Source organism: Dokdonella sp. (genome assembly GCF_051958935.1).
Classification (GTDB): domain Bacteria; phylum Pseudomonadota; class Gammaproteobacteria; order Xanthomonadales; family Rhodanobacteraceae; genus Dokdonella_A.
Genome location: NZ_JBQCFP010000112.1, coordinates 1 through 21,276 on the forward strand (window position 1 = coordinate 1; position 21,276 = coordinate 21,276).

18 protein-coding genes are annotated in these 21,276 nt (G+C 70.6%); 8 read left to right on the forward strand and 10 right to left on the reverse strand.

What is annotated here, in order from left to right; genetic code table 11:
- Positions 1 to 608: winged helix-turn-helix domain-containing protein (locus tag ACTHK2_RS11090; protein ID WP_440245774.1), on the forward strand; the 608-nt coding region annotated here is incomplete at its 5' end.
- Positions 609 to 729: 121 nt separating this feature from the next.
- Here ACTHK2_RS11090 and ACTHK2_RS11095 read toward each other — a convergent pair.
- Genes ACTHK2_RS11095 through ACTHK2_RS11105 form a run of 3 tightly spaced genes read right to left on the reverse strand, consistent with a single transcriptional unit; the run spans position 730 to position 4,920 of the window.
- Positions 730 to 1,950 (reverse strand): hypothetical protein, encoded by a 1,221-nt coding sequence (locus ACTHK2_RS11095; RefSeq protein ID WP_440245775.1) that lies wholly within the window; start codon positions 1,948 to 1,950, stop codon positions 730 to 732.
- Positions 1,947 to 4,277, reverse strand: a complete 2,331-nt coding sequence (locus tag ACTHK2_RS11100) for a putative bifunctional diguanylate cyclase/phosphodiesterase (protein ID WP_440245776.1) — start codon at positions 4,275 to 4,277, stop codon at positions 1,947 to 1,949. Before ACTHK2_RS11100 ends, ACTHK2_RS11095 begins: the two co-directional genes overlap by 4 nt.
- A 4-nt stretch (positions 4,278 to 4,281) precedes the next feature.
- Positions 4,282 to 4,920, reverse strand: a complete 639-nt coding sequence (locus ACTHK2_RS11105) for a carboxypeptidase regulatory-like domain-containing protein (RefSeq protein WP_440245777.1) — start codon at positions 4,918 to 4,920, stop codon at positions 4,282 to 4,284.
- Between the two features lie 252 nt (positions 4,921 to 5,172).
- Between ACTHK2_RS11105 and ACTHK2_RS11110 the strand changes: the two genes are divergently transcribed.
- Entirely contained in the window at positions 5,173 to 5,673 is a 501-nt protein-coding gene (locus ACTHK2_RS11110) for a hypothetical protein (RefSeq protein WP_440245778.1), read from the forward strand.
- Between the two features lie 45 nt (positions 5,674 to 5,718).
- Here ACTHK2_RS11110 and ACTHK2_RS11115 read toward each other — a convergent pair whose 3' ends face one another.
- Both ACTHK2_RS11115 and ACTHK2_RS11120 read right to left on the reverse strand, forming a co-directional pair.
- Positions 5,719 to 6,144 (reverse strand): organic hydroperoxide resistance protein, encoded by a 426-nt coding sequence (locus ACTHK2_RS11115; protein WP_440245779.1) that lies wholly within the window; start codon positions 6,142 to 6,144, stop codon positions 5,719 to 5,721.
- A 116-nt stretch (positions 6,145 to 6,260) separates the two neighbouring features.
- Complete coding sequence (locus ACTHK2_RS11120) at positions 6,261 to 8,336, reverse strand: winged helix-turn-helix domain-containing protein (RefSeq protein ID WP_440245780.1); 2,076 nt, start codon at positions 8,334 to 8,336, stop codon at positions 6,261 to 6,263.
- A gap of 143 nt (positions 8,337 to 8,479) precedes the next feature.
- Between ACTHK2_RS11120 and ACTHK2_RS11125 the strand changes: the two genes are divergently transcribed.
- The 3 genes from ACTHK2_RS11125 (at position 8,480) to ACTHK2_RS11135 (ending at position 10,823) form a co-directional block, all read left to right on the forward strand.
- Positions 8,480 to 9,403, forward strand: coding sequence for a Vgb family protein (locus ACTHK2_RS11125; RefSeq protein ID WP_440245781.1), 924 nt, complete (start codon positions 8,480 to 8,482; stop codon positions 9,401 to 9,403).
- A 182-nt stretch (positions 9,404 to 9,585) separates the two neighbouring features.
- On the forward strand, positions 9,586 to 10,200 hold the full coding sequence (locus ACTHK2_RS11130) for a hypothetical protein (protein WP_440245782.1): 615 nt from the start codon (positions 9,586 to 9,588) through the stop codon (positions 10,198 to 10,200).
- An 80-nt stretch (positions 10,201 to 10,280) separates the two neighbouring features.
- Positions 10,281 to 10,823 (forward strand): hypothetical protein, encoded by a 543-nt coding sequence (locus ACTHK2_RS11135; RefSeq protein ID WP_440245783.1) that lies wholly within the window; start codon positions 10,281 to 10,283, stop codon positions 10,821 to 10,823.
- A 6-nt stretch (positions 10,824 to 10,829) separates the two neighbouring features.
- Here ACTHK2_RS11135 and ACTHK2_RS11140 read toward each other — a convergent pair whose 3' ends face one another.
- Both ACTHK2_RS11140 and ACTHK2_RS11145 read right to left on the reverse strand, forming a co-directional pair.
- Complete coding sequence (locus ACTHK2_RS11140) at positions 10,830 to 11,717, reverse strand: class I SAM-dependent methyltransferase (RefSeq protein WP_440245784.1); 888 nt, start codon at positions 11,715 to 11,717, stop codon at positions 10,830 to 10,832.
- 62 nt (positions 11,718 to 11,779) lie between these two features.
- Positions 11,780 to 12,529: a hypothetical protein gene (locus ACTHK2_RS11145; RefSeq protein ID WP_440245785.1), complete on the reverse strand. Its 750-nt coding sequence runs from the start codon at positions 12,527 to 12,529 to the stop codon at positions 11,780 to 11,782.
- A gap of 196 nt (positions 12,530 to 12,725) precedes the next feature.
- On the opposite strand from ACTHK2_RS11145, the gene ACTHK2_RS11150 reads away from it, so the two are divergent.
- Positions 12,726 to 13,367, forward strand: coding sequence for a DUF998 domain-containing protein (locus ACTHK2_RS11150; RefSeq protein WP_440245786.1), 642 nt, complete (start codon positions 12,726 to 12,728; stop codon positions 13,365 to 13,367).
- A 15-nt stretch (positions 13,368 to 13,382) separates the two neighbouring features.
- Here the strand turns inward: ACTHK2_RS11150 and ACTHK2_RS11155 are convergent, their stop codons facing one another.
- Positions 13,383 to 13,640, reverse strand: a complete 258-nt coding sequence (locus ACTHK2_RS11155; RefSeq protein ID WP_440245787.1) for a hypothetical protein — start codon at positions 13,638 to 13,640, stop codon at positions 13,383 to 13,385.
- A 270-nt stretch (positions 13,641 to 13,910) separates the two neighbouring features.
- On the opposite strand from ACTHK2_RS11155, the gene ACTHK2_RS11160 reads away from it, so the two are divergent.
- On the forward strand, positions 13,911 to 15,470 hold the full coding sequence (locus ACTHK2_RS11160; protein WP_440245788.1) for an ankyrin repeat domain-containing protein: 1,560 nt from the start codon (positions 13,911 to 13,913) through the stop codon (positions 15,468 to 15,470).
- Between the two features lie 417 nt (positions 15,471 to 15,887).
- On the opposite strand, the gene ACTHK2_RS11165 is transcribed toward ACTHK2_RS11160, so the two are convergent.
- Together ACTHK2_RS11165 and ACTHK2_RS11170 are read right to left on the reverse strand one after the other, a co-directional pair.
- Positions 15,888 to 16,547 (reverse strand): glutathione S-transferase family protein, encoded by a 660-nt coding sequence (locus ACTHK2_RS11165; RefSeq protein ID WP_440245789.1) that lies wholly within the window; start codon positions 16,545 to 16,547, stop codon positions 15,888 to 15,890.
- A 177-nt stretch (positions 16,548 to 16,724) separates the two neighbouring features.
- The gene (locus ACTHK2_RS11170; protein WP_440245790.1) at positions 16,725 to 18,869 is read right to left on the reverse strand and encodes a hypothetical protein; all 2,145 of its coding nucleotides are present in this window, start codon (positions 18,867 to 18,869) and stop codon (positions 16,725 to 16,727) included.
- Between the two features lie 600 nt (positions 18,870 to 19,469).
- On the opposite strand from ACTHK2_RS11170, the gene ACTHK2_RS11175 reads away from it, so the two are divergent.
- The gene (locus ACTHK2_RS11175; RefSeq protein ID WP_440245791.1) at positions 19,470 to 21,038 is read left to right on the forward strand and encodes an AMP-binding protein; all 1,569 of its coding nucleotides are present in this window, start codon (positions 19,470 to 19,472) and stop codon (positions 21,036 to 21,038) included.
- The last annotated feature ends 238 nt before the right edge of the window (positions 21,039 to 21,276 follow it).

Below are 21,276 nucleotides of genomic sequence, written 5' to 3' on the forward strand. Positions count from 1 at the left end.
CGCTCGCAACGCACGGCGCCGACCTCGTGATCCTCGATCTCGGCCTGCCCGATCGCGACGGCCACGACGTGCTCGCGGACCTGCGCCAATGGTCGAACGTCCCGGTGATCCTGCTCACCGTACGTGCGGACGAGCAGGAGAAGGTGCGCGCGCTCGACGCGGGCGCGAATGACTATGTCACCAAGCCGTTCGGAGTACAGGAACTCATGGCGCGCGTGCGGGCGCTGCTGCGCGCGCACGCGTCGCCTTCGGACGCGCCGCCGGTGTACGACGATGGCATCCTGCAGGTCGACCTTGCGCGACGCGAGGTGACGGTGCACGGCCAGCCGCGGGCACTCTCGCGCAAGGAATACGCGCTGCTCGCGCTGCTCGTGCGCCACGCGGGGCGCGTCGTCACTCAGCCGCAGATCCTGCGCGAGGTCTGGGGGCCGACCCACGAGCGGGACTCGCATTACCTGCGCATCCTGGTTGGCAAGCTGCGCCAGAAGCTCGGCGACGATCCGACGGCACCGCGTTGGATAGCCACCGAGACCGGAGTAGGCCTGCGTTTGCTCGCCGTGCCTGCCGCGCATGACGCGCGCAGCGGGCACCGCGGAACACCGGCATGACACGGGCGGCCACGGCGGGGTGTCGTGGCCCATCGACGTCGTCCAAGCCAGAGACGTCGTCTGAAGCGGAATATGGACTCGCGAATCGCGGGAATGGCGGCGCCGGATCGTCTTGCTGAGCCTAGAACATCAGGCGGACGCCGAGCTGCAGCTGCGTATCGTCGCGCCGCGCAGGCGCGCCTTCCTGTTCGCGCTGGTTGCGCCAGCTGCGTACGTGCAGCGCTTCGCCCGTCACGCGCAACCAGGGCCGCGGGCGCCAGTTGAGCGCGAGCGTGAGCGCGCTGCCGTGTTCTCGCACGCGATCGTCGATCGAACGCGGCAGCTGATCGGTCGAGAACGCGTCGACGCGTAGCGCCGGCCGCCAGCGGCCGTGATCCCAGGCGGCGAGCAGGTAGGCAGCCCGGAAATCCGTGTGCGTGCGGAACAACGGCGACGGCGCGATGGCGGTCGATCCGCTCATCGCCTGGCCGAGCAGCACGACCCCTCCGACGCGCGTGCGCGTGCCGACGCTCCAGAAATCCGTGTGCCAGCTGAGCACGGGCGAGCGGCCGCGGCTGCGGCTCGCGGGATCGGCGTCGTTGTCGTAGCGCAGCACGGTGAAGGCGCCGACGCCACGGACGTCCCAGGTCGCGCCCGCGTACCAGCCGACTCGGCCATCGTTCTCGAGGTACGGGTTGAAACGCAGGGGCACCGGTTCGTGGTCGCCTTGCGCGTATACATCCGGTTCCCGCACGCGGCTGCCGAGGCCGGAAACGACATCGCCGATCGCCCAGCCGCGCGCCGCGAGCAGTTCGCCCGCAGGATCGTTGCTGCGCATGAGGGCGAACACGCCGGTCGCGGTCGAACGCTCGCCGCGCCATTCGAGCGTGCCCTCGGCACCGATCGCGCGCAATTCCGCGCCGACCCAGGCATCGATCGCCGACGAGCTGAGCGTCCATGGGCTGGTCCAGCCGATCGCGTCGTTCTCGAACGAGACCGGCGGGAAGAACGCACCGAACCTCGCCGACCAGCGCAGCGGCGTCGTCGACACCGGGCGCCAGCGCAGCCAGGCGTCGAGCAGTGCGACTTCGTCGCGGCCGCTGGTCTGGTACTGCAGCCCCGCGTGCGCGACCAGTGCCGGCGCGAGCACGGCATCCGCGACGAGGCCAGCCTGCGCGCACGAGGCGGCCATGCCGCCGCCGCCGAAGCGCGTCTTGCCGAGGCCGCCGTCTACCCAACTGCGTTCGTCGGCGCGTGCGACGAGACGGCAGTCGAGATAACCGTGCACGTCGAGGTCGGCAGCGCGCGCGACGCATGCCACCAGCGAGGCCAGCCACGCGGCGAGCGCGGCCGCGCGTTTCACGCGCGCGCGCCGCGGTTCGCCGCGTCGCCCTGCGCGAGCATCGCCTCGAACGCATCCGCTTCGAGGGCGGGCGCGATGTAGTAGCCCTGTACGTGGTCGCAGCCGACCTCGCGCAGGTATTCGAACGCAGCGCGCGTTTCGATGCCCTCCGCGGTCACGCGATAGCCGAGACGGTGGCCAAGCTCGACGATCGAGCGCACGAGCGTGCGATCGCCGACATCTTCGGCGAGCTTGCGGGTGAAGAAGCGGTCGATCTTGATCTCGCGCACCGGCAGGCGGCGCAGGTACGCGAACGACGATTGGCCGACGCCGAAATCGTCGAGTGCCAAATCGATGCCCAGGTCGGCGAGCCGCTTGAGCACCTGCACCGCGGTATCCGGCTCGCCCATGACCGCGCTTTCGGTGAGTTCGAGCACGATGCTGCGGGGAGGTACGCCGTGCAGCGACAACAGGTCGGCAACGCGCGTCGGCAGGTCGGCGTCGTCGAGATCGCGCGCCGAGAGATTGATAGCGATGCGCACCGAATGCCCGCGCGCTGCCCACTCGTGCGCCTGCGCGATGCCGCTCGCGAGCACCCAGCGCGTGACGCGGCGGATGTTGCCGGTGCGCTCGGCAAGCGGGATGAACGTGTCGGGCGGTACTGCGCCGCGCAGCGGATGCTGCCAGCGCAGCAGCGCTTCGGCGCCGTCGATGCGTTCGTCGGCGAGTCGCAGCTTCGGCTGGTAATGCAGGCGCAACTGGTTGTGGTCGAGCGCCTCGCGCAACTCGGTCATCAGCGTGAGCCGCTCGGGCCGATGCGGATCGGTGCGCGCGTCGTAGACGGCGACCGGGTCCTCCGCCCCGAGCGCGGCGAACAGCGCGATCTCGGCGCGGCGCAGCAACGTGCTCGCCTCGTCGCCATGCTGCGGCTGCAGTGCAATGCCGATCGCGGGCGCGGTGTCGATCGAGAGGTCCGATTCCTGGTACGGCACGCCGAGCACGTCGAGCACGCGGAACGCGACCGCGATCGCATCGGCCTTGTCGGCGCCGTCCAGCCACAATGCGAACTGCGTGTCGGTCGCGCGCGCGACCACGCCGCGCGCTGCGAATGGCCGCAGGCGCGCGCCGGCGTCGCGCATCAGGCGGTCGCTGATCGTGTGGCCCCTCGTCTGGATGATCTCCGGCAGTCGCGCGAGGCCGATCATGAGCAGCGCGCCGGCCGTGGGGCGCGCCGCGAGCGCGTCGCGGATCACCGCTTCGGCGGCGTGGCGATTGGGCAGGGCGGTGACCGCATCGTGTTCGGCCTGGTAGCGGATGCGCTCTTCGCGCTCGGCGATCGCGAGCGTCATGTTCGACAGCGCGGCGGCGAGCTGGCCGACTTCGTCGTGCTTGACCATCGGCGTGGACGAGGCGTAGTCGCCCGCGCCGATGCGATGGGCGGCCGCGGCGAGCTTCTCGATCGGGCGCGCGACGCCGCGCGCGATCAGTAGCGAACCGGCGAGTCCGATCGCGAGGCCGAGCGCGACGAGGCTCGCCCATGCGATCGCGACCGAGCGGTACGGGCGCAAGGCGTCGTCGAGCGAATAGCCGAGCACCGCGGCGACCGGCGCCCCGCGCTCGGACTCGCGCAGGCGTGTCGCGAGCACGACGTACTCGCGCGCGTCGAGCGACATGAGCGTCGGCTGCAGCGGCAATGCGCGGCCCGCGAGTGCGGGTGCGATCTCCACGCGGTTGTCGCCGCGCGCGATGCCGGCCCAGCGCCCGTGTACGCCGGCGGTGACGAGTTCGAGCGTGTTCGGCAGCGTGGACAGCTGCTGCAGGCGCGCGAGCAGGGCGTCGTCGATCGGGATGCCGGCGGCGATCAGCGCGATCGGCTTGGGCGCGTAGACCGGCACGACGATCATCCAGTACGCCTTGCCGTCGAGCGCCACGACCGCGGCGGCCGGATGATCGAGCGCATCGTCGGCGAGATCGGCGAACGGGAACGCGCCGCCGGCGGGCTGCGCGGTATCGGAGCGGACCGTGCCGTCGAGGCCGACCAGCAGCATGCGTTCGGCGCCGATGCGCCGGCCGTGGTTGCGCAGCGCAGACAGCACCGTGCTCTGGTCGTCCTGCGCGATCGCCGCGCGCAACGCGAAGTCGAGCGAGAGCACCTGCACGTTGTCGGCGACGCGCGCGGAGATGTCGTCGAGCTGGCGTGCGACCGCGGCGGCGCCGACCGCGAGCTGGCGCTCGCCGTCGGCAATCAGCGCGCGGCGCGCGACGCCGTAGGCGAGCAGCGCCGTGAACACCTGCACCGCGACCAGCGTGGTGACGAACAGCAGGGCCAGGCGCAGGCGGAAGTTCATGACGTCAGTAGCGCGTGCGCTCGTTGTCGTCGGGATCGGGCCGCGGGTCGGCGAGCAGCGGCAGCGAAAAGCGCAGCGTGGCCGAATCGCCGGCGACGTCGACGGCCTGCTCCGGCTCGGCCTTGCCCGGGCGCAGTTGCGGATGCCATACGCGCACCGCGTAGCGCCCCGCGGGCAGGTCGCGGAACGCGGCGCGGCCCTGCGCATCGGACTTCGCGATCCAGGGCGCGTCGGACACGTACAGATGGGTGATCATGCGGTCGTGGATGTTGCAGCCGACCGCGATCTCGCCGATGCGATCGAGCACGACCGGCGGCGTGTCGCCGCCGGGCGCGATGACGTATTCGAACGACTTCGCGGGGGCGAACGAATAGACGTGGTGGCGCGTGCGGTCGCTGTTGCGGAACACGACGCGATCGCCGGGGCGGAACACCTCGACGTAGGGAATGAAGGTCTCGTTGCGCTGGTCGATCTCGCGCGTGACCGCGGCGTGCACCGGCGGATCGATGCCGCCATGCATGCTGATCACGGCGTCCTCGGCCGGCGCGCCGCCGAGGTCGGCGACGACGACGTCGAGTTCGGCAGCCGGCGCTGCCGCCCAGACGAACATCCACGCAGCGATGGCGGGCCAGCCGACGCGCATCCGTTCCCCTTTCACGGACGAACTGCCGGCAGTCTAGCGCATCGGCGCGGTGCGCCGGCACGCGATGCCGACCGCCGCGGGCCCGGCCATGATGGTTCCGACCGATGCACGGCCGGCGGCCCGGTCGCGAACGTGCGATAGTCCACGCGTCCTTCGATGGCGCGAGGTGGACCCATGAAGCCGTTCAGCATCGCCTGCGGGTTCGCGTTGGTGGTCGCTGCTGCATCCTCGCCGGCGCGAGGATCGCAGGACGTGCCGAGGCCGCTCGACAAGGAGGACATGAGCGGCCTGCACGACTTCGACTTTCTCGTCGGCGAGTGGCGCGTGCACAGCCGCCGGCTGAAGGAGACGCTCGCCGGCAGCCACGACTGGTACGAGTTCGAGGGCACGATCCGCTCGCAGCCGCTCATGGAGGGACGCGCGAATGTCGACGATACCGTGTTCAACCTGCCCACCGGGATCTATCGCGGCGTCGCACCGCGTGCATACGACCCGAAATCGGGGCAGTGGGCGATCTGGTGGATCGACGGCCGCAATCCGTTCGGCAACCTCGATCCGCCCGTCAAGGGCAGGTTCGTCGACGGCGTCGGCACGTTCTACGCTGACGACACCCTGCGCGGCCAGGCGATCAAGGTACGTTTCACCTGGTCGCAGATCACCAGGGATGGCGCGCACTGGGAGCAGGCTTACTCGCCCGACGGCGGCAAGACCTGGGAAACGAACTGGGTGCAGACGCTCGAGCGCGTGCGCTGAGCGTCGCGAAAGGCAGCGGCGGGAACGCCGCCGCTGACCGGGGATTCACGCGACCGCGAGGGTCACGTCGATGTTGCCGCGCGTCGCGTTGGAATACGGGCACACGATGTGGGCCTGCTCGACCAGTGCTTGCACCTGTTCGCGCGGCAGGCCGGGCACGCGCACGGTGAGCTGCGCCTCGATGCCGAACCCGGTCGGGATCTGGCCGATGCCGACGCGCCCGGTGACGGTCGTGTCCGCGGGCAGGGTGATCTTCTGCTTGCCCGCGACGAACTTGAGCGCGCCGAGGAAGCAGGCCGAGTAGCCCGCGGCGAACAGCTGCTCCGGATTGGTGCCGCTGCCGCCCGCGCCGCCGAGCTCGCGCGGCGTCGACAGCGTGACGGCGAGTGCACCGTCGGACGAGGCAGCCTGGCCTTCGCGGCCGCCGGTGGCGGTGGCTTCGGCGACATAGAGGACTTTTTCGATGGACATGGTCGACTCCTTGGAGGATGGGAATGCGGCGTTGCGCCGTGGGAATACTGTGCCCGCGCGCGCTGGCCGAACGGCGACGCGGAGTACGGAAAACTTGATCCAGGGTATGGCCGGCATCAGCGCCGCGCGGGAGGCGCGGCAGCCTCGGCGATCATGAGGTCGATGCTCAGCGAGGTCAGCGTGACCAGCGCGAGCGCGCCGTCGGCACTCGCGGCAAGGCTCGGGCCGTTGCCGTTCGGCACGCGGTCGCTTGCGATTCTCGCGGGTGCGCCATCGGGCAGCGCCACGCGCCAGAGCGAGCCGCGGTCGAGCCAGGTCACCGTATCACCCGTGATCGTGAACGCTTCGCCATCGTCGTCGCTCGCGAGCGTGCGCACGGTCACGGCTGGTGCCGACCACGACGCGACCTGCAGGTCGGTCGAACCCTGCGAACGCCAGACGATCCAGTGTGGCGACGCGCGGTAGGTCGTGACCGCGTCGATGCCGACCGGCTCGCCGGCCGTGCCGCCTGCGCGCAGTTGCATCAGGGGGCGGCTGTTGCCGTGGCCACCGAGATAGACCAGGCGGTCGGCGAGTTCGATGCCGAGGAACGCGTCCGTCTCGACGCCGGCGATCGGCGTCGCGACGTCGCCGTCGAGCGGGTAGCGATACAGGCGCGTGACGCGGTCCTCGTATGCGCTGATCACGAGCGCATCGCCGCGCATCGACCAGGTCGGTCGTACCCAGCGGAACGCAGGATCGAGCGCGAGTGGCCGCGCGCGGCCGTCACGGCGATCGACGACGAGCACGCTCTCGGCGCCGTTGCGGTTGCTGACGAGCGCGATGCGCGATCCGTCCGGCGAGAACTCCGGCTGCGATTCGTAGCGGTTGGAGCGTGCGATCACGGTCCACGGCGCATCCGCGCCCGCGCGCAACCAGACGTCGGCGTCGTAGTTCGCTTCCGACCAGACGGCTGCGCCGCCGGGCGCGAGATCGATCGATAGCGCTCCACGCCCGCCGATCATCATGGGCTCGCCGCCCACGCGCAGGCGATGCAGGGCGCGATAGAGGGTGAGGTCGCCGGCGACCCAGAGCGCGTCGCCGCCGGGTTCGAACGCATGTCCGTAGGCAGGCTCGTTGCGCGCGAGAAGCGCGCGGCGCTCGCGCATCTGCGGCCAGTCGGTCTGCCAGAGCTGCTCCTCGCCACGGTGGCGGCTCGCATAGACGAGGCGCGTGCGATCCGGCGACACGCGTGCATCGACGTGCGCGCCTTCGGCGGCGTCCGGCGTGGTGAGCACGCGGCGCGTGCCGCGGCGGCGATCGAGCCACGCGAGGCCGGGCGCATGCGCCGTGTCCGCGGCGATGCCGGTGAAGACGAGCGCCTCGCCGCCATCGACCCATTCGGGTCCGCCCTGCGGCGCGGCTGCGCATTCGGCGAGCAGCGTGCGTTGCAGGTCGACCAACGCGACGCTCCACAGTTCGCAGGCGCCGTCCGCATAGCGCGTGAGCGCGATCTCGCGGCCATCGGGCGAAGGCGCCGGCCGGCGCAGCGCGTGTGCATCCCGCCACAGCACGCGTTCGGCGAGCGTCCTGGGATCGACCAGCACGAGCTCGCTCGCGTCACCGTCGCTCGTGCCGCGCACGTAGACGACGCGGCCGGACGGATCGAAGCGCGCGTCGTACTCGAGGCGTGGATCGCTCGCGAGCGGATGCGCGCCGAGCAGGCCGATCGCGAGCGTGGCGGGACCATCGGCGTGATGTTGCGGGATGCGCCACAGGACGAGGGCAGTGAACAGCATCACCGCGGCGCCGGCGGCAACCGCCAACGCGCGGCGACGCGGCGGTCGTGCGTCCGCATCGCCTGCGGCCGTCGCCGATGCCGCAACGCGCTCCACCGGAGCGAGCCAGCGATAGCCGCCCTTGGACAGGGTCTCGATGAAGCGCGGTGCCCGCGCGTCGTCGCCGAGCACGCCGCGCAGTTCCGCGATCGCGCGCGAGAGCACTTCGTCGTTGACCGCGCGCCGCGTCCATACCTCGTCGATGAGACGCTCGCGCGCGAGCACCGCCCCCGGCTCGTCGAGCAGCCGACGCAGCAGGCGATCGAGCAGCGGCTTGAGGCGGACCTCGCCGGCGGGCCCGGCAAGGCGGCGCAGCGCCGGTTCGTAGTTCCAGTCGAGGAAGCGATACGCGGTCGGCGTGCCTGGTTCGTCCATGCACGGATGCTAGCAAGCGCGACGCGAGGCTTCGCCGCGTGTGCAGGCGGAAAGGAGAAAAAAAGGACCCGCCGGCGGGCCGATGCGAAGGAGCTCCGGCAGGCGCCCCGGCGATCGTCGCCTCCCGCCCCGCAGGAACCGCCATGCCGACCCGCCTCGCCGCCGCCCTGCTGTCGCTGCTCGTGCCTCCGGTCGCGCGGGCTACCTGCGCGCAGCATCTCCTCGTGAGCGGATACTTCTCCGACAATGTCGCGATTTTCGACGCCTGCAGCGGTACCTTCGTGCGCCAGCTCGAGCAGGATGGCCGCATCCATGGCGCGCAGGCGGTACGCCTGAATCCTGCCGACGGCCTGGTCTACGTCGTCAGTGAGAAGGACGGTCAGGTCCAGCGCTACCGTCTGGATGCCGCTTACGCGTTCGTCGACGTGTTCGCACAGTTCAACGCCGGCTTCGACCCGACCGGCATCGCCTTCGGCGGCGACGGGCGCGTCTACGTCGCGAGCTACGGCACGAGCCGCGTGCTCGAACTCGACCCCGTCGACGGCACCGTGATCGGCACGGTGCTGCCGTCGGACAGCGGCCTGCTCGGCGCCGACAACGGCATGATGATGAGTGGCGCGGGCCTGCTCTACGTGCCGGGCTACGACTCGAGCAGCGTCGCGCGCATCGACCCCGCGACGGCCGAGGTGCACGCCGCGTTCGTGCCGGGCGGCAGCGGCGGCCTGTTCGAGACGCGCGGCATCGTCGACGAAGGCGCGACGATCCTCGTCGGCGGCGAGGGCAGTGGAACCATCCACCGCTTCGACGCCGCGACCGGTGCCTCGATGGGAACGCTCGTGACCGGCCTCAACCGGCCGACCGGCCTCGCCATCGGCGCCGACGGCAACCTGCTCGTGCTCGCCGGCAACCTCGTGCGACGCCATGATCGCGTGACCGGCGCGTTGCTCGGCATCCTCGCCGCAGGCGCCGACGGCGGCATCTCGGGCGGCACGTTCCTCGCGCTCGTGCCGAACCCCGAGGCGATCTTCGACAACGGCTTCGATGCACTCGCGGCGCGGCCGCCGTAGCTCGACCTGCGTCCCGGGCGTCTCTCACCGCGGACATGAGCTAGCATGCCCGTTTGCGGAAGGGAGTGCCGGAGATGGTCGACGTATTTTCGCGCGGTTGTGCCATGGCATCGCGCTGCATGCTTGCCGGGTTCGCCATCGGGGCGTCCCTCGCGGCGAGGGCGGCGGGGCAGGACGACGAAATGGCGCGTTCGGCTTCGCTCGCGAACGTCACGCGAATCGCCGATCCCGAGCCCGCCGATCTCGCCGCCGACGCGACGTACCGGTTGCCCGGGCTGATCCGCGCGCGGATGACGCTGGACGATCTGCGTCTCACGTTCGGCGCCGCGAACGTCGAGCGCGCCGAGGTCGACGGCGCGGAGGGCGAGTCGGTCGACGCCATCGTGCTGTTCGGCGCGGATGCGCAGCGCCGCGCGGAGGTATTCTTCGGCGAAGGCGCCGACGCGCAGCGCATCGATACGGTCCGCGTGCGGGCGAGCCGCTCGCGCTGGCATTTCGACGACGGTGTGCGCCCCGGCATGACGCTCGCGGAACTGGCGCGCGGCAATGGCGCGCCGGTGACGTTCAACGGCTTCGACTGGGATTACGGCGGCATCGTCACCGACTGGAACGGCGGCGCGTTCGCACAGAAGCAGGACGAGCCCTTTCGCTCGGTGCAGCTCGGGCATGCCGAGGGCGCGAGCGGCTATCCGGTCGGCGAGGGCTCCTACCGCAGCGGCGATGCGCGCTACCCGAAGCAGGGTACCGTGGGGAAGGTCGAGGGGATTGCCGTGACGTTCCCCGCACGGTCCCCGTAGCCGATCGGGGAGTGGCCCGCGTCGGCGCTGCAATGCGTTACGCACGACAGGGTCCCGCCGGGACTGCCAGGGAGTCCTTCATGCGGACCGTATTGTCCTTGTGCCTGCTCGCCTTCGCGTCGCCCGTGCTCGCCGACTCCGTGAGCGGCAGCTGCGAGCGCGACGGTAAACGCCTCGTGTTCACCGATGGCATCGCGTTCCAGGATGCACGCGACGCGCAGGGCGTCGTCACGACGACGATCTACCTCACCGCCAAGCCCCTCGATCGCGCGGCGCTCGCGCGCTGCGCCGAGTGCGCGGCGGCACCGGGCGAGAGCACCTTCGTGAGCCCGCGTGGCGACATCGTCGAAGCGCAGCGCGCCGCGACCGCAGCCGGCTGGATGGAGATCGCGCATACCGGCGGCGAGCTCGACATGGCGACCATCGTCAACATCATGTATCTCGCCGGCGACGGCACGCTGACCGGGCTCGACGGCGGCAACGGCCGCGTCGAGTTCACCACCAAGAGCGCTTCGCGCATGGCCGGTAAGGTCCTCACCGAAGCGCGCGAAGCGCCGATGAACGAAACCGACATGCAGTGCGACGTCACGTTCGACCTCGCGGTCGGCTGGCCGAAGCGTTGAGTGTCCTCAGCGGGCGCGTGTCGGCGCGCGCGCTGCCGTATCCCTGACGGCGAACACACCGTCGAGCGCGAGTTCGGTCGTGAAACCGGCCTTGGCGAGACGGCGCGCGACTTCGAGGGGAACGTCTCGGCCGCTGGTCTTGCGGTTCGGCGCGCCGGTGTAGTGGAACATGCGCCCGCGCGGGCGCAGCACGCGCGCGAGCTCCTGGTAGAACGCCTGCGCATACAGCTCGCCGGCGATGCCGAACCGCGGCGGGTCGTGCAGGATCGCGTCGTAGGCCGCGTCGGGCAGGGTACCGATGCGCATCGAGATGTCGGCGTGTTCGAGCTGCAGGCGACCCCGCGCCTCGTCGTCGGCGGGATCGGGCGACCACGGATTGAGGTGGCGCAACCAGAGCACGTCGGCGTTCTTCTCGAACGAGTGGATGCTGCCCGCGCCGCCTGCGAGGCAGGCGCGCGCGAAGTAGCCGAGGCCGCCGCAGGTGTCGAGCACCTGCTTGCCGCGCGGCGCGACCAGCCCGACCTTGCGTTCGGCATCCGCGTATGGCGAGAGCTGCGAAGTCGGCAGCATCTTTATGCCGTCGATCTCGAAGGTCGGCGCACCCCACTCGGTCGGTACGAGCTTGATCAGCGCGCCGTCGTAGCGTTGCGCGGCGACGAAGGCGTCGCCGTCCCAGACGTAGATCGTGCGGTCCTTGAGGCGTTCCGGATACGGATAGTCGCGATTGCGCCAGCGAAAGCCGTCTTCGGCGAGCGCTGCCTCGCCGATGCTGCGGCCGAGGTCGAGCGAGCCCGACCAGGATGGTCGCCCCGCGAGCCGTGCCGCGTCCATGGCCGCGGCGATGTCGCGCGTGAGCAACGGGCCGTCGTAGCGGGAGGGGCGATTCGGGTCCATGTCTCGTGCGGCTCGGTGCGGGAACCGTGATGTTAGCCGCTGCGGCCGCGGGCCCGTGATCGCTACAAGCCGCTTTCCAGCGTAGATCCGTCGTCGAACACGACGCGCCTGGGGTTCCAGCTCACGCTGAAGCGGCTCGCATCGTCATCGATGAACGCGCGCTGCTGGTCGCTGGGCCGACGCGTCGCGCCGCCGCAGCGGACCTCCACGCGGCTCGCCGGTTCGATCGGTGCGTCGACGCGCACCCAGCAGAGGTCGAGCGGCAGGTGCGCGTCGCGATCGCGCGCTTCGAGCAGGCCTTCGACTGCCGTGATGGTGCGGCTGCCGAGGTTGTGCAGCGAGACAGTCACGACGAACACGCCATCGGCGGCGGTGGCCGCATCGGTCGGCGCGGGGGATTCGTGCGCCGCCACGACCTCGCTGCGCACGACGCTCGCGTCGACCGCCTCGCGCAGCGGCGCCATCGCGGCGTCGCGCTCAGCCTCGCGGCGGGCGGCTGCGGCTTCGTTCTCGCCATGCTTGAGGCGCCACGCTTTCTCCAGGGCGATCGCGTCGGCGAACGTGCGCGCGGTGAACGGCTGCTCGGGGTCGGCGAACTTCGCCGGCAGCACGTCGCCGTGGCTGCGCTGCACGTAGGCTTCGACGAGCGCGCGGTCCCTGGGGTCGAGGCGCGCCAGTTGCGCCCGCACGCCGGAGAGATTCGTCGTACCGAACGGCAATGCCGTATGCAAGGGATCGCGCGGCCAGCACACCAGCAGCAGGAGCAGTGCGGCGCCGAGCAGGCCGCCCGCGAGGTATTTCGTCTGCATCAAGTCCCCCGGCTCGTGAGCCCGCGTCGCGGGTTCGCCGGGGAGCATATACGCGTCGGTGGCGCGTCCGTTGACCGGCTGCGCACGGCCTGGCGTAAATTCCACGCAAAGACGCGGCATCGCCACGCGCGTATCCGCCGCCCGGCACCGTCCGGACTCACCGTGATCGTTGCCCGCCCGTCGCACCAGGAGGTCGCCCATGCCGATCGTTCCCGTCCATCACGACCGCGCCACGCGCCTCGGAACGATCGCCTTCGGCGGCGTGCTCGCGTTTGCGCTCGTCTGCACCGGGGCACAGTTCGCGCGCAGCGATCTCGACTGGACCGCCGCGCCGTTGAGCTTCTACCTGCTCGGCGCGTACGGCTGGATCGTGAAGGCAGTCTACGTCGCGCTCGGCGTCGCGCTCGTCGCGCTCGGCCTCGGATTCCGCGCTGCCGGCGTGCCTGCGCGCGCGCGGATCGCGCCGTCGCTGTTCGCGCTGGGCGGCATCGCACTCGTCGTGACGGCATTCGCCGAATCGGCGACGCGGCCGGGAGTCCCCTCGCTCGAGGCACGCATCCACGGCCTCGCAGCGATGACCGCGTTCCTCGCCGTCACCCTTGCGATGTTGTGGCAATCACTGCGCCTGCGGCGCGACGCCGGTTGGCGCGCTCGTTTTCCGACCGCGCTGCCACTGGCGGTGCTCGCGTTCATCGCGTTGCTCGTGCACGCGCTGCTGCGTGTCGGTCCGCGTGGTGTCAGCCAGAAGGCGGTGATCGTGGTGATTCTCGCCTGGCTCGCGATCGGCGCATGGCGATTGCGCGAGGGGGCCGGCCGGCAGCTGCCGCCGGTGCCGCGATGACACGTGCGTCGCAGGTCAGGTGCGATCTTCGAAACCCGCCTCGAAAAGGGCGTCTTGCCGACCGTCGCCGCCGAGAGCGCCGCCAACCGCGCCGACGCCGGCCTGGAACACGCGGCGCATGCCGGGTGCCGGCGCAGGCCCGCCGCCCGCGCTCGCGTGGCTGAACAACTGGTGCGCCGCGCAAACCCCGCTCGCCCCCAATGCGACGAGCAACACGACCATGCTGGCGAAGCGGCGGCGGTGGATTGGCAGGCAGGTCGCACGTGTGTCCATGCGAACGACACTAACGGTCGTGCGCGGTTGCGCGCCAATGAAAGCTTGGCATCGCGCGATGCGGCCGATTTATCGCGATAAACGCACGTGATGCGTCCATTCCCATCGGCTATCGCGCATCGCCGTTGGCGCCGTGCTATCGTCACCGCAGGCGTCGCAAGCCGCCTCCGGGTCCGCGGAAAGGGTTGAACCCACTTGTGCTTGCTGGCCATCCATGACCTTTGTGCAGCCGGGATTGCGGACCTTCGGCATTCACGCATGGAGGTTGTCATGACACGCCTGCCGCAACGGCCGGATCTCGACCAGCTCAGGAAGCAAGCGAAGGAACTCCTCGCCGCGTACCGAGCCGGTGAGCGCGACGCGTTCGACCGATTGCGCGCATCGCTGCCCGCGGCGCAGGCCCGGGACGATGCGGCGATCGCCGCGCTCGGCCTGCGCCTGCACGACGCGCAGTCGTGCCTTGCGCGCGAATACGGGTTCCCGTCGTGGGCCCAGCTCAAGCAGTACGTCGAAACGCATGCAACGGATGTCGATGCGAGCGAGCGCCTGCGGCGCTGGACGGCATGGACATTCGGTGGCGGTTTCCAGTCCGCGCGCCCCCATCTTGCCGCGCGCCTGCTGCACGAACATCCCCGACTGCTCGACGGCGAACCGTTGCTCGCCTGCGCGGTCGGCGACGTCGCGACGGTGCGCGCTTGCCTCGCCGCTGATCCGCGCTGGGTCAACACGCGTGGCGAGGGCTGGACGCGCACGCCGCTGGTCGCCGCGTGTTTCTCCGCGTTCGTACGCCTGCCGGAATTCGCCGTGCGCGTGCGCGAGGTCGTCGCGCTGCTGCTGGCCGCAGGTGCGAACCCGAACGACGCGACCGAGGACGCCGAGTTCCCGGGCGACTCCCTCAGCGTGCTGTACGCCGCCGCAGGCCGCAACCATGACCCGGCGCTGACCCGCATGCTGCTCGACGCGGGCGCGAACCCGGACGACAACGAATCGCTCTACCACGCGGTCGAGGGCGAAGACATCGAATGCGTGCGCCTGCTGCTGGCCGCTGGCGCCCGCGTGAGCGGTACCAACGCAATATTGCGCGTGGTCGACTTCGAGCGCCCCGACTGCCTGCGCCTGCTGCTCGCGCATGGAGGCGATCCGAACGAACCCACGGGCGACGGGCCGCTGCCGCACGCGTTGCGTCGGCGGCGCTCGGCCGCCGTCGTGAAGATCCTGCTCGATGCCGGTGCCGATCCGAATGCGCGCAATGCGCACGGCGTGCCCGCACTGAAGATCGCGCGGCACATGGGCCTCGCGGAGGTCGCCGCGCTGCTGCGCGAAGCCGGCGCGGTCGATGCGGGCGTCGCCGACGAGCGCGAGCGTTTCGTCGTCGCCTGCGCGAGCGGCGACCGCGCGACGGCAACGGCGATCCTCGCGCGCCAGCCGCACATCGTCGCCGGGCTCGACGAGATGCAGCGGCGCCTGCTGCCCGAACTCGCCGCGAATGGCGCGGGCGAGGGCGTGCGCCTCATGGTCGAACTCGGCTGGCCGATCGCGGCGCGCGGTGGCGACATCGGCGGCAGCGCGCTCAATTGGGCGGTGTTCCGGGGCGACAGCGCGCTCGCCGCGTTCCTGCTCGCGCATGGCGCGTCCTGCGACGAACGCCACGACTACGACGACGACGTGTACGGCACGCTCAGCTTCGCCTCGCTCAACCGCCCCGACGGCCCGGGCGACTGGCTCGGCTGTGCACAGGCACTGATCGCGGCCGGTTCGCCGATGCCCGACCTGCGTTATTCGTTCGCCGAGGATATTGCTGCCTACTTCGAAACGCTGCGCCCGTCGTGAGGAAGCGCAGCCGCGGAAAAGCGGAAAGATTGCAACACGGAGCACACGGGCACGCCGAGGAAAGCCTCTTTTCCCTTTTCGTGTAGTCGGTGTGCTTCGTGTTTCAAGCTTCTGCTCGTGCGCCAGGCCACCGCGTCCCGCGGCGGGACTCGCGCTGCGCGCTCGACCCGCCCTACACAGTCGCCCGGGGGGCTTCGATGCCGTGTAGGGCGGTACGCGCGCAGCGCGTGCCGCCGCACGGCTCCGGAATAAGGCGGAAGCTCGAAACAAGGAGCACACGGAGGAAAAGCTCTTTGCCTTCTCGCGTGCGCCGTGTCGAAGGCTTTCTGCGCCGCCGCACACCCGGCGGCGGGCCTACGCTGCGCGGCCGCCGCCGCCACCGGGGGCTGGGAGCCGGTGTATCGCGTGCTGATGCGTTCAGTCCCGATCCGGCGCGCCGAGCGGGAAGTAGGGGCGGAACGGGCGCGCTTCGTCGACCGCGCGCGCGAACGACGGCCGCGCGAGCAGGCGGCGGCGGTACGCGCTGACGTTCGGGAAGCGGTCGCCGAGCGGGTGCGTCCAGTCCGCGTAGAAAAGGAACGGCGCCGCGGCGCAGTCGGCGAGGGTGAAGGTGTCGCCCACGGCCCAGGTCCGCCCGTCCATGTGGCGCTCGAGCCATGCGTAGGCGGTGTCGAGCATCGCGCGCGCCTCGGTGACGCCGTACGGATCGCGGTCGGCTTCCGGGCGCAGGCGGTCGAACACGACCTTCTGCTGCGGCGTCGAAACATAGTTGTCGAAGAAGCGATCGAGGGCGCGCACCTCGAGCGCGGGCTCGCGGTCGTGCGGCAGGAGCGTGACGGGGCCAGGGTGGCGCAACGCAAGATGTTCGATGATCGTGGTGGCCTCGACGATCGTGCGGCCGTCGTCGACGAGCACGGGAAAGCGCCGCATTGGCCATAGGCGCGCGAGCGCGTCGCGGTGCTCCTCGCTTTCGAGGTTGCGGTATTCGAACGCGATGTCATTCTCGTACAAGGCGATGAGCACCTTCTGCGAGTACGAGGAGAACGGGTGGGCATAGAGCGCGGGACGCGACGCCATGGACGGTTTCCGTTGTGGGTTCGCGGACTCGACGAACGGGGGTGCCGTGGATCGACACCGGAATCATCACCGGCACGGGATGCGCGCCGCGCGACCTGCGTGCCCTTCGGCGAACAGAGGACGAAGCGCCGCGGATGCGGCGCGGTCCGGATCATGCGGCGGCGGGCGGCGCGCCGCTCAGTTCTGGATATGGACCTGGATCGGATAATACGCGCCCGACAGCTGCGCCGCGTCCCAGACGTAGGTCTCGTCGCCGTAGCTCGGATGGCTTTTCTGGCCTGACGGCGAAGTCGCCTGCACGAACAGTTCGTAGTCGCCGTTGGCGAACGCGCGGCTGTCGAAGCTGCGCAGGTAGCGGCCCTGCGGAGCGGGCACGTCGCGCCCGGTGTCGAGCGCGTGCACGCGCGTGCTGGTTGCGGCGCCGCCGCCGCTCGGGCGCATGAACACCTCGACCATCGCGATGCCGGCCGTGCCGCCCGTGCTCCACACTTCGGTGCTCTGCACCGGGAACACCATGAGTTCAGGCGCCCAGTTCGCGTAACTGTGGTTTCCGACGACGACGTTGAGCGGCACGACGCCGGAGATCGCGATGCGCGCGGGCGACTCGGCCGTGAGGCGATGCGCATCGCCGACCTGGGTGTCGCCGATCTGCTCGAACCGCGCGGGCAGGCCGAGCCGCGGCAGATCGCCGTGCAGCGGGAAATGATGGATCGCCGCGGGCGGCGTGTAGGCGGGTGCGCTGCCCGGCGGGTAGGCGACTTCGACGTGCACGTCGAGGATGCCGGTGTTCTCGGCGAAGAACTGGAACACGTTGTCGCCGACGACGAGCGGCGACGCGCCGCCGTGGACGAGCGTGCCGAGCGGGACCTGCACCGTGTACGGGATGCCCCAGGCGAGCAGGTCCGGGTTGTTCGGCACGCTGTTGTTGGTGCGTGCCGGCAACGGATAGCTCGCGCCGCCATTGAGCGTGACGTGGTCGCCCGGCACGAGCGTGAACGTCGAGTAGTCGCCCATCTGGTAGGTGAGCACGAGCGTCGCCTGTGCGGTCGCGCCGACCGCGGTGGGGCGAAGGTCGTCGGGGATCTTCACGGTGAAGCTCGGGAACTCGCCGTTGCCGCGGTTCGCCTTGCGGTAGTCGGTGCCTTCGATGCGCGTGACGTAGTTGTGCACCTCGCGCGCGTCGACGTCGGGGCCGTCAAAGCCGAAGTTGTCCCAGTGCACGAGGTAGTAAGGCACCGCATCCTTGGGCGTGTTGTAGCCGAACGCGATCCACAGCGGCTCGTAATCGCCCGGCGCGAGCGTGTACGGCGCATAGCTTGCGTCGATGACGCTGCGGCCGTCGATGAGCACTTCGATGCCGTCGGTGCCGACGCGGGCCTCGAACGAACGGCGCACGTTGGATACCGCCTGCCGGCCTGCTTCCTCCATGTCCACCGAGGCGATCGGGTGCGAGGCGCCGTCCATGCCGACGATGTTGACGCTGAACGTCTGGAACTGCGCGCGCAGGCGCAGGGTACCCGCGGGGAGGCCGGTGGTGCCGTCCATGTCGAAGAAATCGACGTGCGCGGTGAGGTCCGTGCGCACGGGGTTGAGGTCGAGGTACCAGACCGAGCGCGGGCTGAGCGGGGCGTCCATGTCGAATACGATGCGCCGTCGCACGCCGCTCTCGATGCGCACCGGCTTGCGGAAGCGCTGCGAGGTCTGCGAGCGGTCGCCGGTGTTGTCGACGCGCGTGCCGTGCAGCGTGTGCGCGTGGTACTGGTCGTTGATGAAGAACAGGTTGGAGCGAGGATCGGTCGAGGTGACCGTCGCGTTGTTCCACAGCGTCTCGTCGGCGGGCCCGAGCGGCAGGTTGAAATCGTCGAAGTGGGTCATCGACGCGCGCAGCGCAGCGACGCGGCTGCCGTCTCCGCCGGGGAAGTCAAGGTCGCGCGGCTGGCTGATGATCTCGCCGAGCGCATCGATGCGCTGCACGCGGACATGGTACGGCGCATCGTTGAGCAGTGGCTGCAGCTGTACGCGACGGTTGGCGGTTACGAGCCAGCGCGCGGCAGCGGCGCCGGACTTCGCATGGGCGCCGTCGAGGCAGCCGAGGCTGCCGTCGTGCTTCGCATCCGGCCGCGGCAGCGGCGAAGCGGCTGCCGCGGCCGGCCACCAGCTGACGAGGAAGCCGGCCGCGTCGCGGCCGCTGCCGTCCATCGTCCACCATTGGCCCCAGGCATTCTCGCCGTCGTAGTCCATCTCGAGCGTGGCGACGCGGTCGTCGCGCAGGATCGCCACGTCCGGCGGCGGTTCGAGCGGCTCGAAGCCGTCGCGGAACACCGACTCAGCGGCCGCGGGCGCGGACCACGCCGCAGCTGCGGCAAACAGGGCGCACAGGGCATGACATGCCGTCCGCGGGGCGGACGGAAGAACGCGATGCAGGGTCATCGGCGTACTCCGGCGAGCGGTGCGCGCATTGTGCGCGCCGACGCGGGCATTTCCGGGCGCCGCGTCACAAGTAGCGAGTGTCGGGCGACGGCGCGACCGGCACGAGGCAATCGCCCCGTTGCAGGACGCCGGGCCGGCGTCCGCCGGGCGAGTCGGCAGCAGCGCATCCGGCGCAGTTTTGGCGGCGAGGGCCGAGGGCTGGAGGGCTATGAACGGAAGCGCATCGCGCTTCCGCCGCTCCCATGGAAAGCCTGCCCGTGCATGCCGGCAGCATTGCGCTGCCAGGCAACGCGCCTCGGGTGCGCAACCCGTTCAGCGAAACCACCCGGCAAAGTGTAGGATCGACACAATGAACGATTAAGGGGATCGTTCATTGCTACAGGGGTGATACAAATGAATGGCCGACTCGAGCCCGCGGGGGATCCCGCGGCGTGGTATGCGAGCCGCCCATGGACGGCGCGGTACCCGGAAACCCTGCCTCGCGAAATCCGCGTGGCTCCCGACGAAACGATGCTCGCACTGCTGCAGGAAGCGTGTGCGCGCCATGCCGATCTCGTCGCATTCGAACTGGAGGGAGAAAAGCTCAGCTACGCCGAATGGGCGCGGCAGGCGGATGCGCTCGCGCGCTTCTTCGTGCACGAGTGGAAGCTCGAGCCCGGCGAGCGCGTGCTGTTCCTGCTGCCGAACGTGCCCGCGTTCCCGATCGCACTGCTCGCGGCGTGGAGCGCGGGGCTCGCGGTCATGCCGGTCTACATCGCGGCAACCTCGCAAGAGATGGAGGGGCCGATCCGCGCGATCGCGCCGAAGGCGATCGTCGGACTCGACGTGCTGATGCCGACGTTCCGCGCCGCGCGTGGCGGCGAGACGATGAAACAGCTCGTCGTGACCGTCGCGCCGGACCTGTTCGGCGTCGCGCCGAAGGGACCTGCGGAGGCGGTCGCATTCGACGATGCGCTCGCGCGCGGCACGCGCCTGCCGCCGGTGCAGCGCGAGGTTCGCGCCGGCGATCTCGCCCTGATGTCCTACACCGGCGGCACCACGGGCGTGTCCAAGGCCGTGCGCACGACGCATGCGAACATGCGCGCGGGCATCGAGATCCTGCGCCTGGCGATGGAGGAGCACACCTGCCGTGCGGGCGGGCTCGTCGCGAGCGTGCACCCGTTCTCCCACGCGGCCGGCATGTCGGTGAACCTGCTGCAGTATTCGAGCCGAGGCGTCACGCAGTTGCTGTTCCCGCGCATGGTCGACGCCGAGCGCGTCGTCGCCGGCTGGCGCGGGCGGCCGATCAACTCGATTCTCGCCGGCCCCGCGTTCCACAACCGCCTGATGGCGACGCCGGGCTTCGCCGAACTCGACTTTTCCGCGTTGCGCTCGGGCCTCGTCGGCGGCATGCCGTTGCGGGCGGATATCCGCGACCGTTTCGAGCAGATCACCGGCAAGCCGTTGCTGCAGGGGTACGGCCTCACGGAGACGTCGGTGCCGATCGCAGGCGAGCTCGGTTTCGAACGCCACCTCGGCAGCGTAGGGTTCCCGTTCCCGTCGGTCGAGGTCACGATGCGCGACCCGGACACGCCCGACCTGCGCGCGGTCGCACCGGGCGAGATCGGAGAGGTCTGGCTGCGCGGCCCGTTCATGATGGCCGGCTACGACCAGCGGCCCGACGAGAATGCGCGCGCGATCACGCCGGACGGCTGGTTCCGCACCGGCGACCTGGGGCGCATGGAACCGAACGGCGCGCTCCATCTGCTCGGGCGCATCAAGGACATGATCAACGTCGATGGAGCCAACGTCTATCCGGCCGCGATCGAGGACGTGGTCGGCGCGCATCCGGGCATCGCCGACGTCTGCGCGGTCGGCATGCCCGACGAGGAAGACGGCGAGCGCGTGCGCCTGTTCGTCGTCAGGCGCGATCCCGCGCTCGACGAGGCGGCTGTGCGCGCGTGGTGCCTGGAGAAGCTGTCGCACTTCAAGCAACCCAAGCGTGTCGAGTTCCTCGATGCGCTGCCGCGTTCGGCCGTCGACAAGCTGCTCCGGCGCGAGCTCGCCGAGCGGCCGTTGTAGTCGCCTCGTGGGGGACCCGCGCCCCGCCCCGTGGGCACCGCCCCCGGGCCGGGCGGAGGGGTTGGGTGCGCGCCGGGGGCAATAGGCGGGCCCCGGGCGGCGGTGGCGCCCCCCCCGCGGCGGCGGCCGGCCCCCCCCCGCGGCGACTCCAACGGCCGCTCGGCGAGCTCGCGCCGGAGCAGCTTGTCGACGGCCGAACGCGGCAGCGCATCGAGGAACTCGACACGCTTGGGTTGCT

Excerpts from the sequence above, each read along its gene's own strand:
- ACTHK2_RS11115 (WP_440245779.1), bottom strand. The coding sequence starts at position 6,144 with ATGTCCATCGAAAAAGTCCTCTATGTCGCCGAAGCCACCGCCACCGGC.
- ACTHK2_RS11135 (WP_440245783.1), top strand. The coding sequence starts at position 10,281 with ATGCGGACCGTATTGTCCTTGTGCCTGCTCGCCTTCGCGTCGCCCGTG.
- ACTHK2_RS11120 (WP_440245780.1), bottom strand. The coding sequence starts at position 8,336 with ATGGACGAACCAGGCACGCCGACCGCGTATCGCTTCCTCGACTGGAAC.
- ACTHK2_RS11155 (WP_440245787.1), bottom strand. The coding sequence starts at position 13,640 with ATGGACACACGTGCGACCTGCCTGCCAATCCACCGCCGCCGCTTCGCC.
- ACTHK2_RS11165 (WP_440245789.1), bottom strand. The coding sequence starts at position 16,547 with ATGGCGTCGCGTCCCGCGCTCTATGCCCACCCGTTCTCCTCGTACTCG.
- ACTHK2_RS11160 (WP_440245788.1), top strand. The coding sequence starts at position 13,911 with ATGACACGCCTGCCGCAACGGCCGGATCTCGACCAGCTCAGGAAGCAA.
- ACTHK2_RS11105 (WP_440245777.1), bottom strand. The coding sequence starts at position 4,920 with ATGCGCGTCGGCTGGCCCGCCATCGCTGCGTGGATGTTCGTCTGGGCG.
- ACTHK2_RS11130 (WP_440245782.1), top strand. The coding sequence starts at position 9,586 with ATGGCGCGTTCGGCTTCGCTCGCGAACGTCACGCGAATCGCCGATCCC.
- ACTHK2_RS11125 (WP_440245781.1), top strand. The coding sequence starts at position 8,480 with ATGCCGACCCGCCTCGCCGCCGCCCTGCTGTCGCTGCTCGTGCCTCCG.
- ACTHK2_RS11100 (WP_440245776.1), bottom strand. The coding sequence starts at position 4,277 with ATGAACTTCCGCCTGCGCCTGGCCCTGCTGTTCGTCACCACGCTGGTC.
- ACTHK2_RS11140 (WP_440245784.1), bottom strand. The coding sequence starts at position 11,717 with ATGGACCCGAATCGCCCCTCCCGCTACGACGGCCCGTTGCTCACGCGC.
- ACTHK2_RS11150 (WP_440245786.1), top strand. The coding sequence starts at position 12,726 with ATGCCGATCGTTCCCGTCCATCACGACCGCGCCACGCGCCTCGGAACG.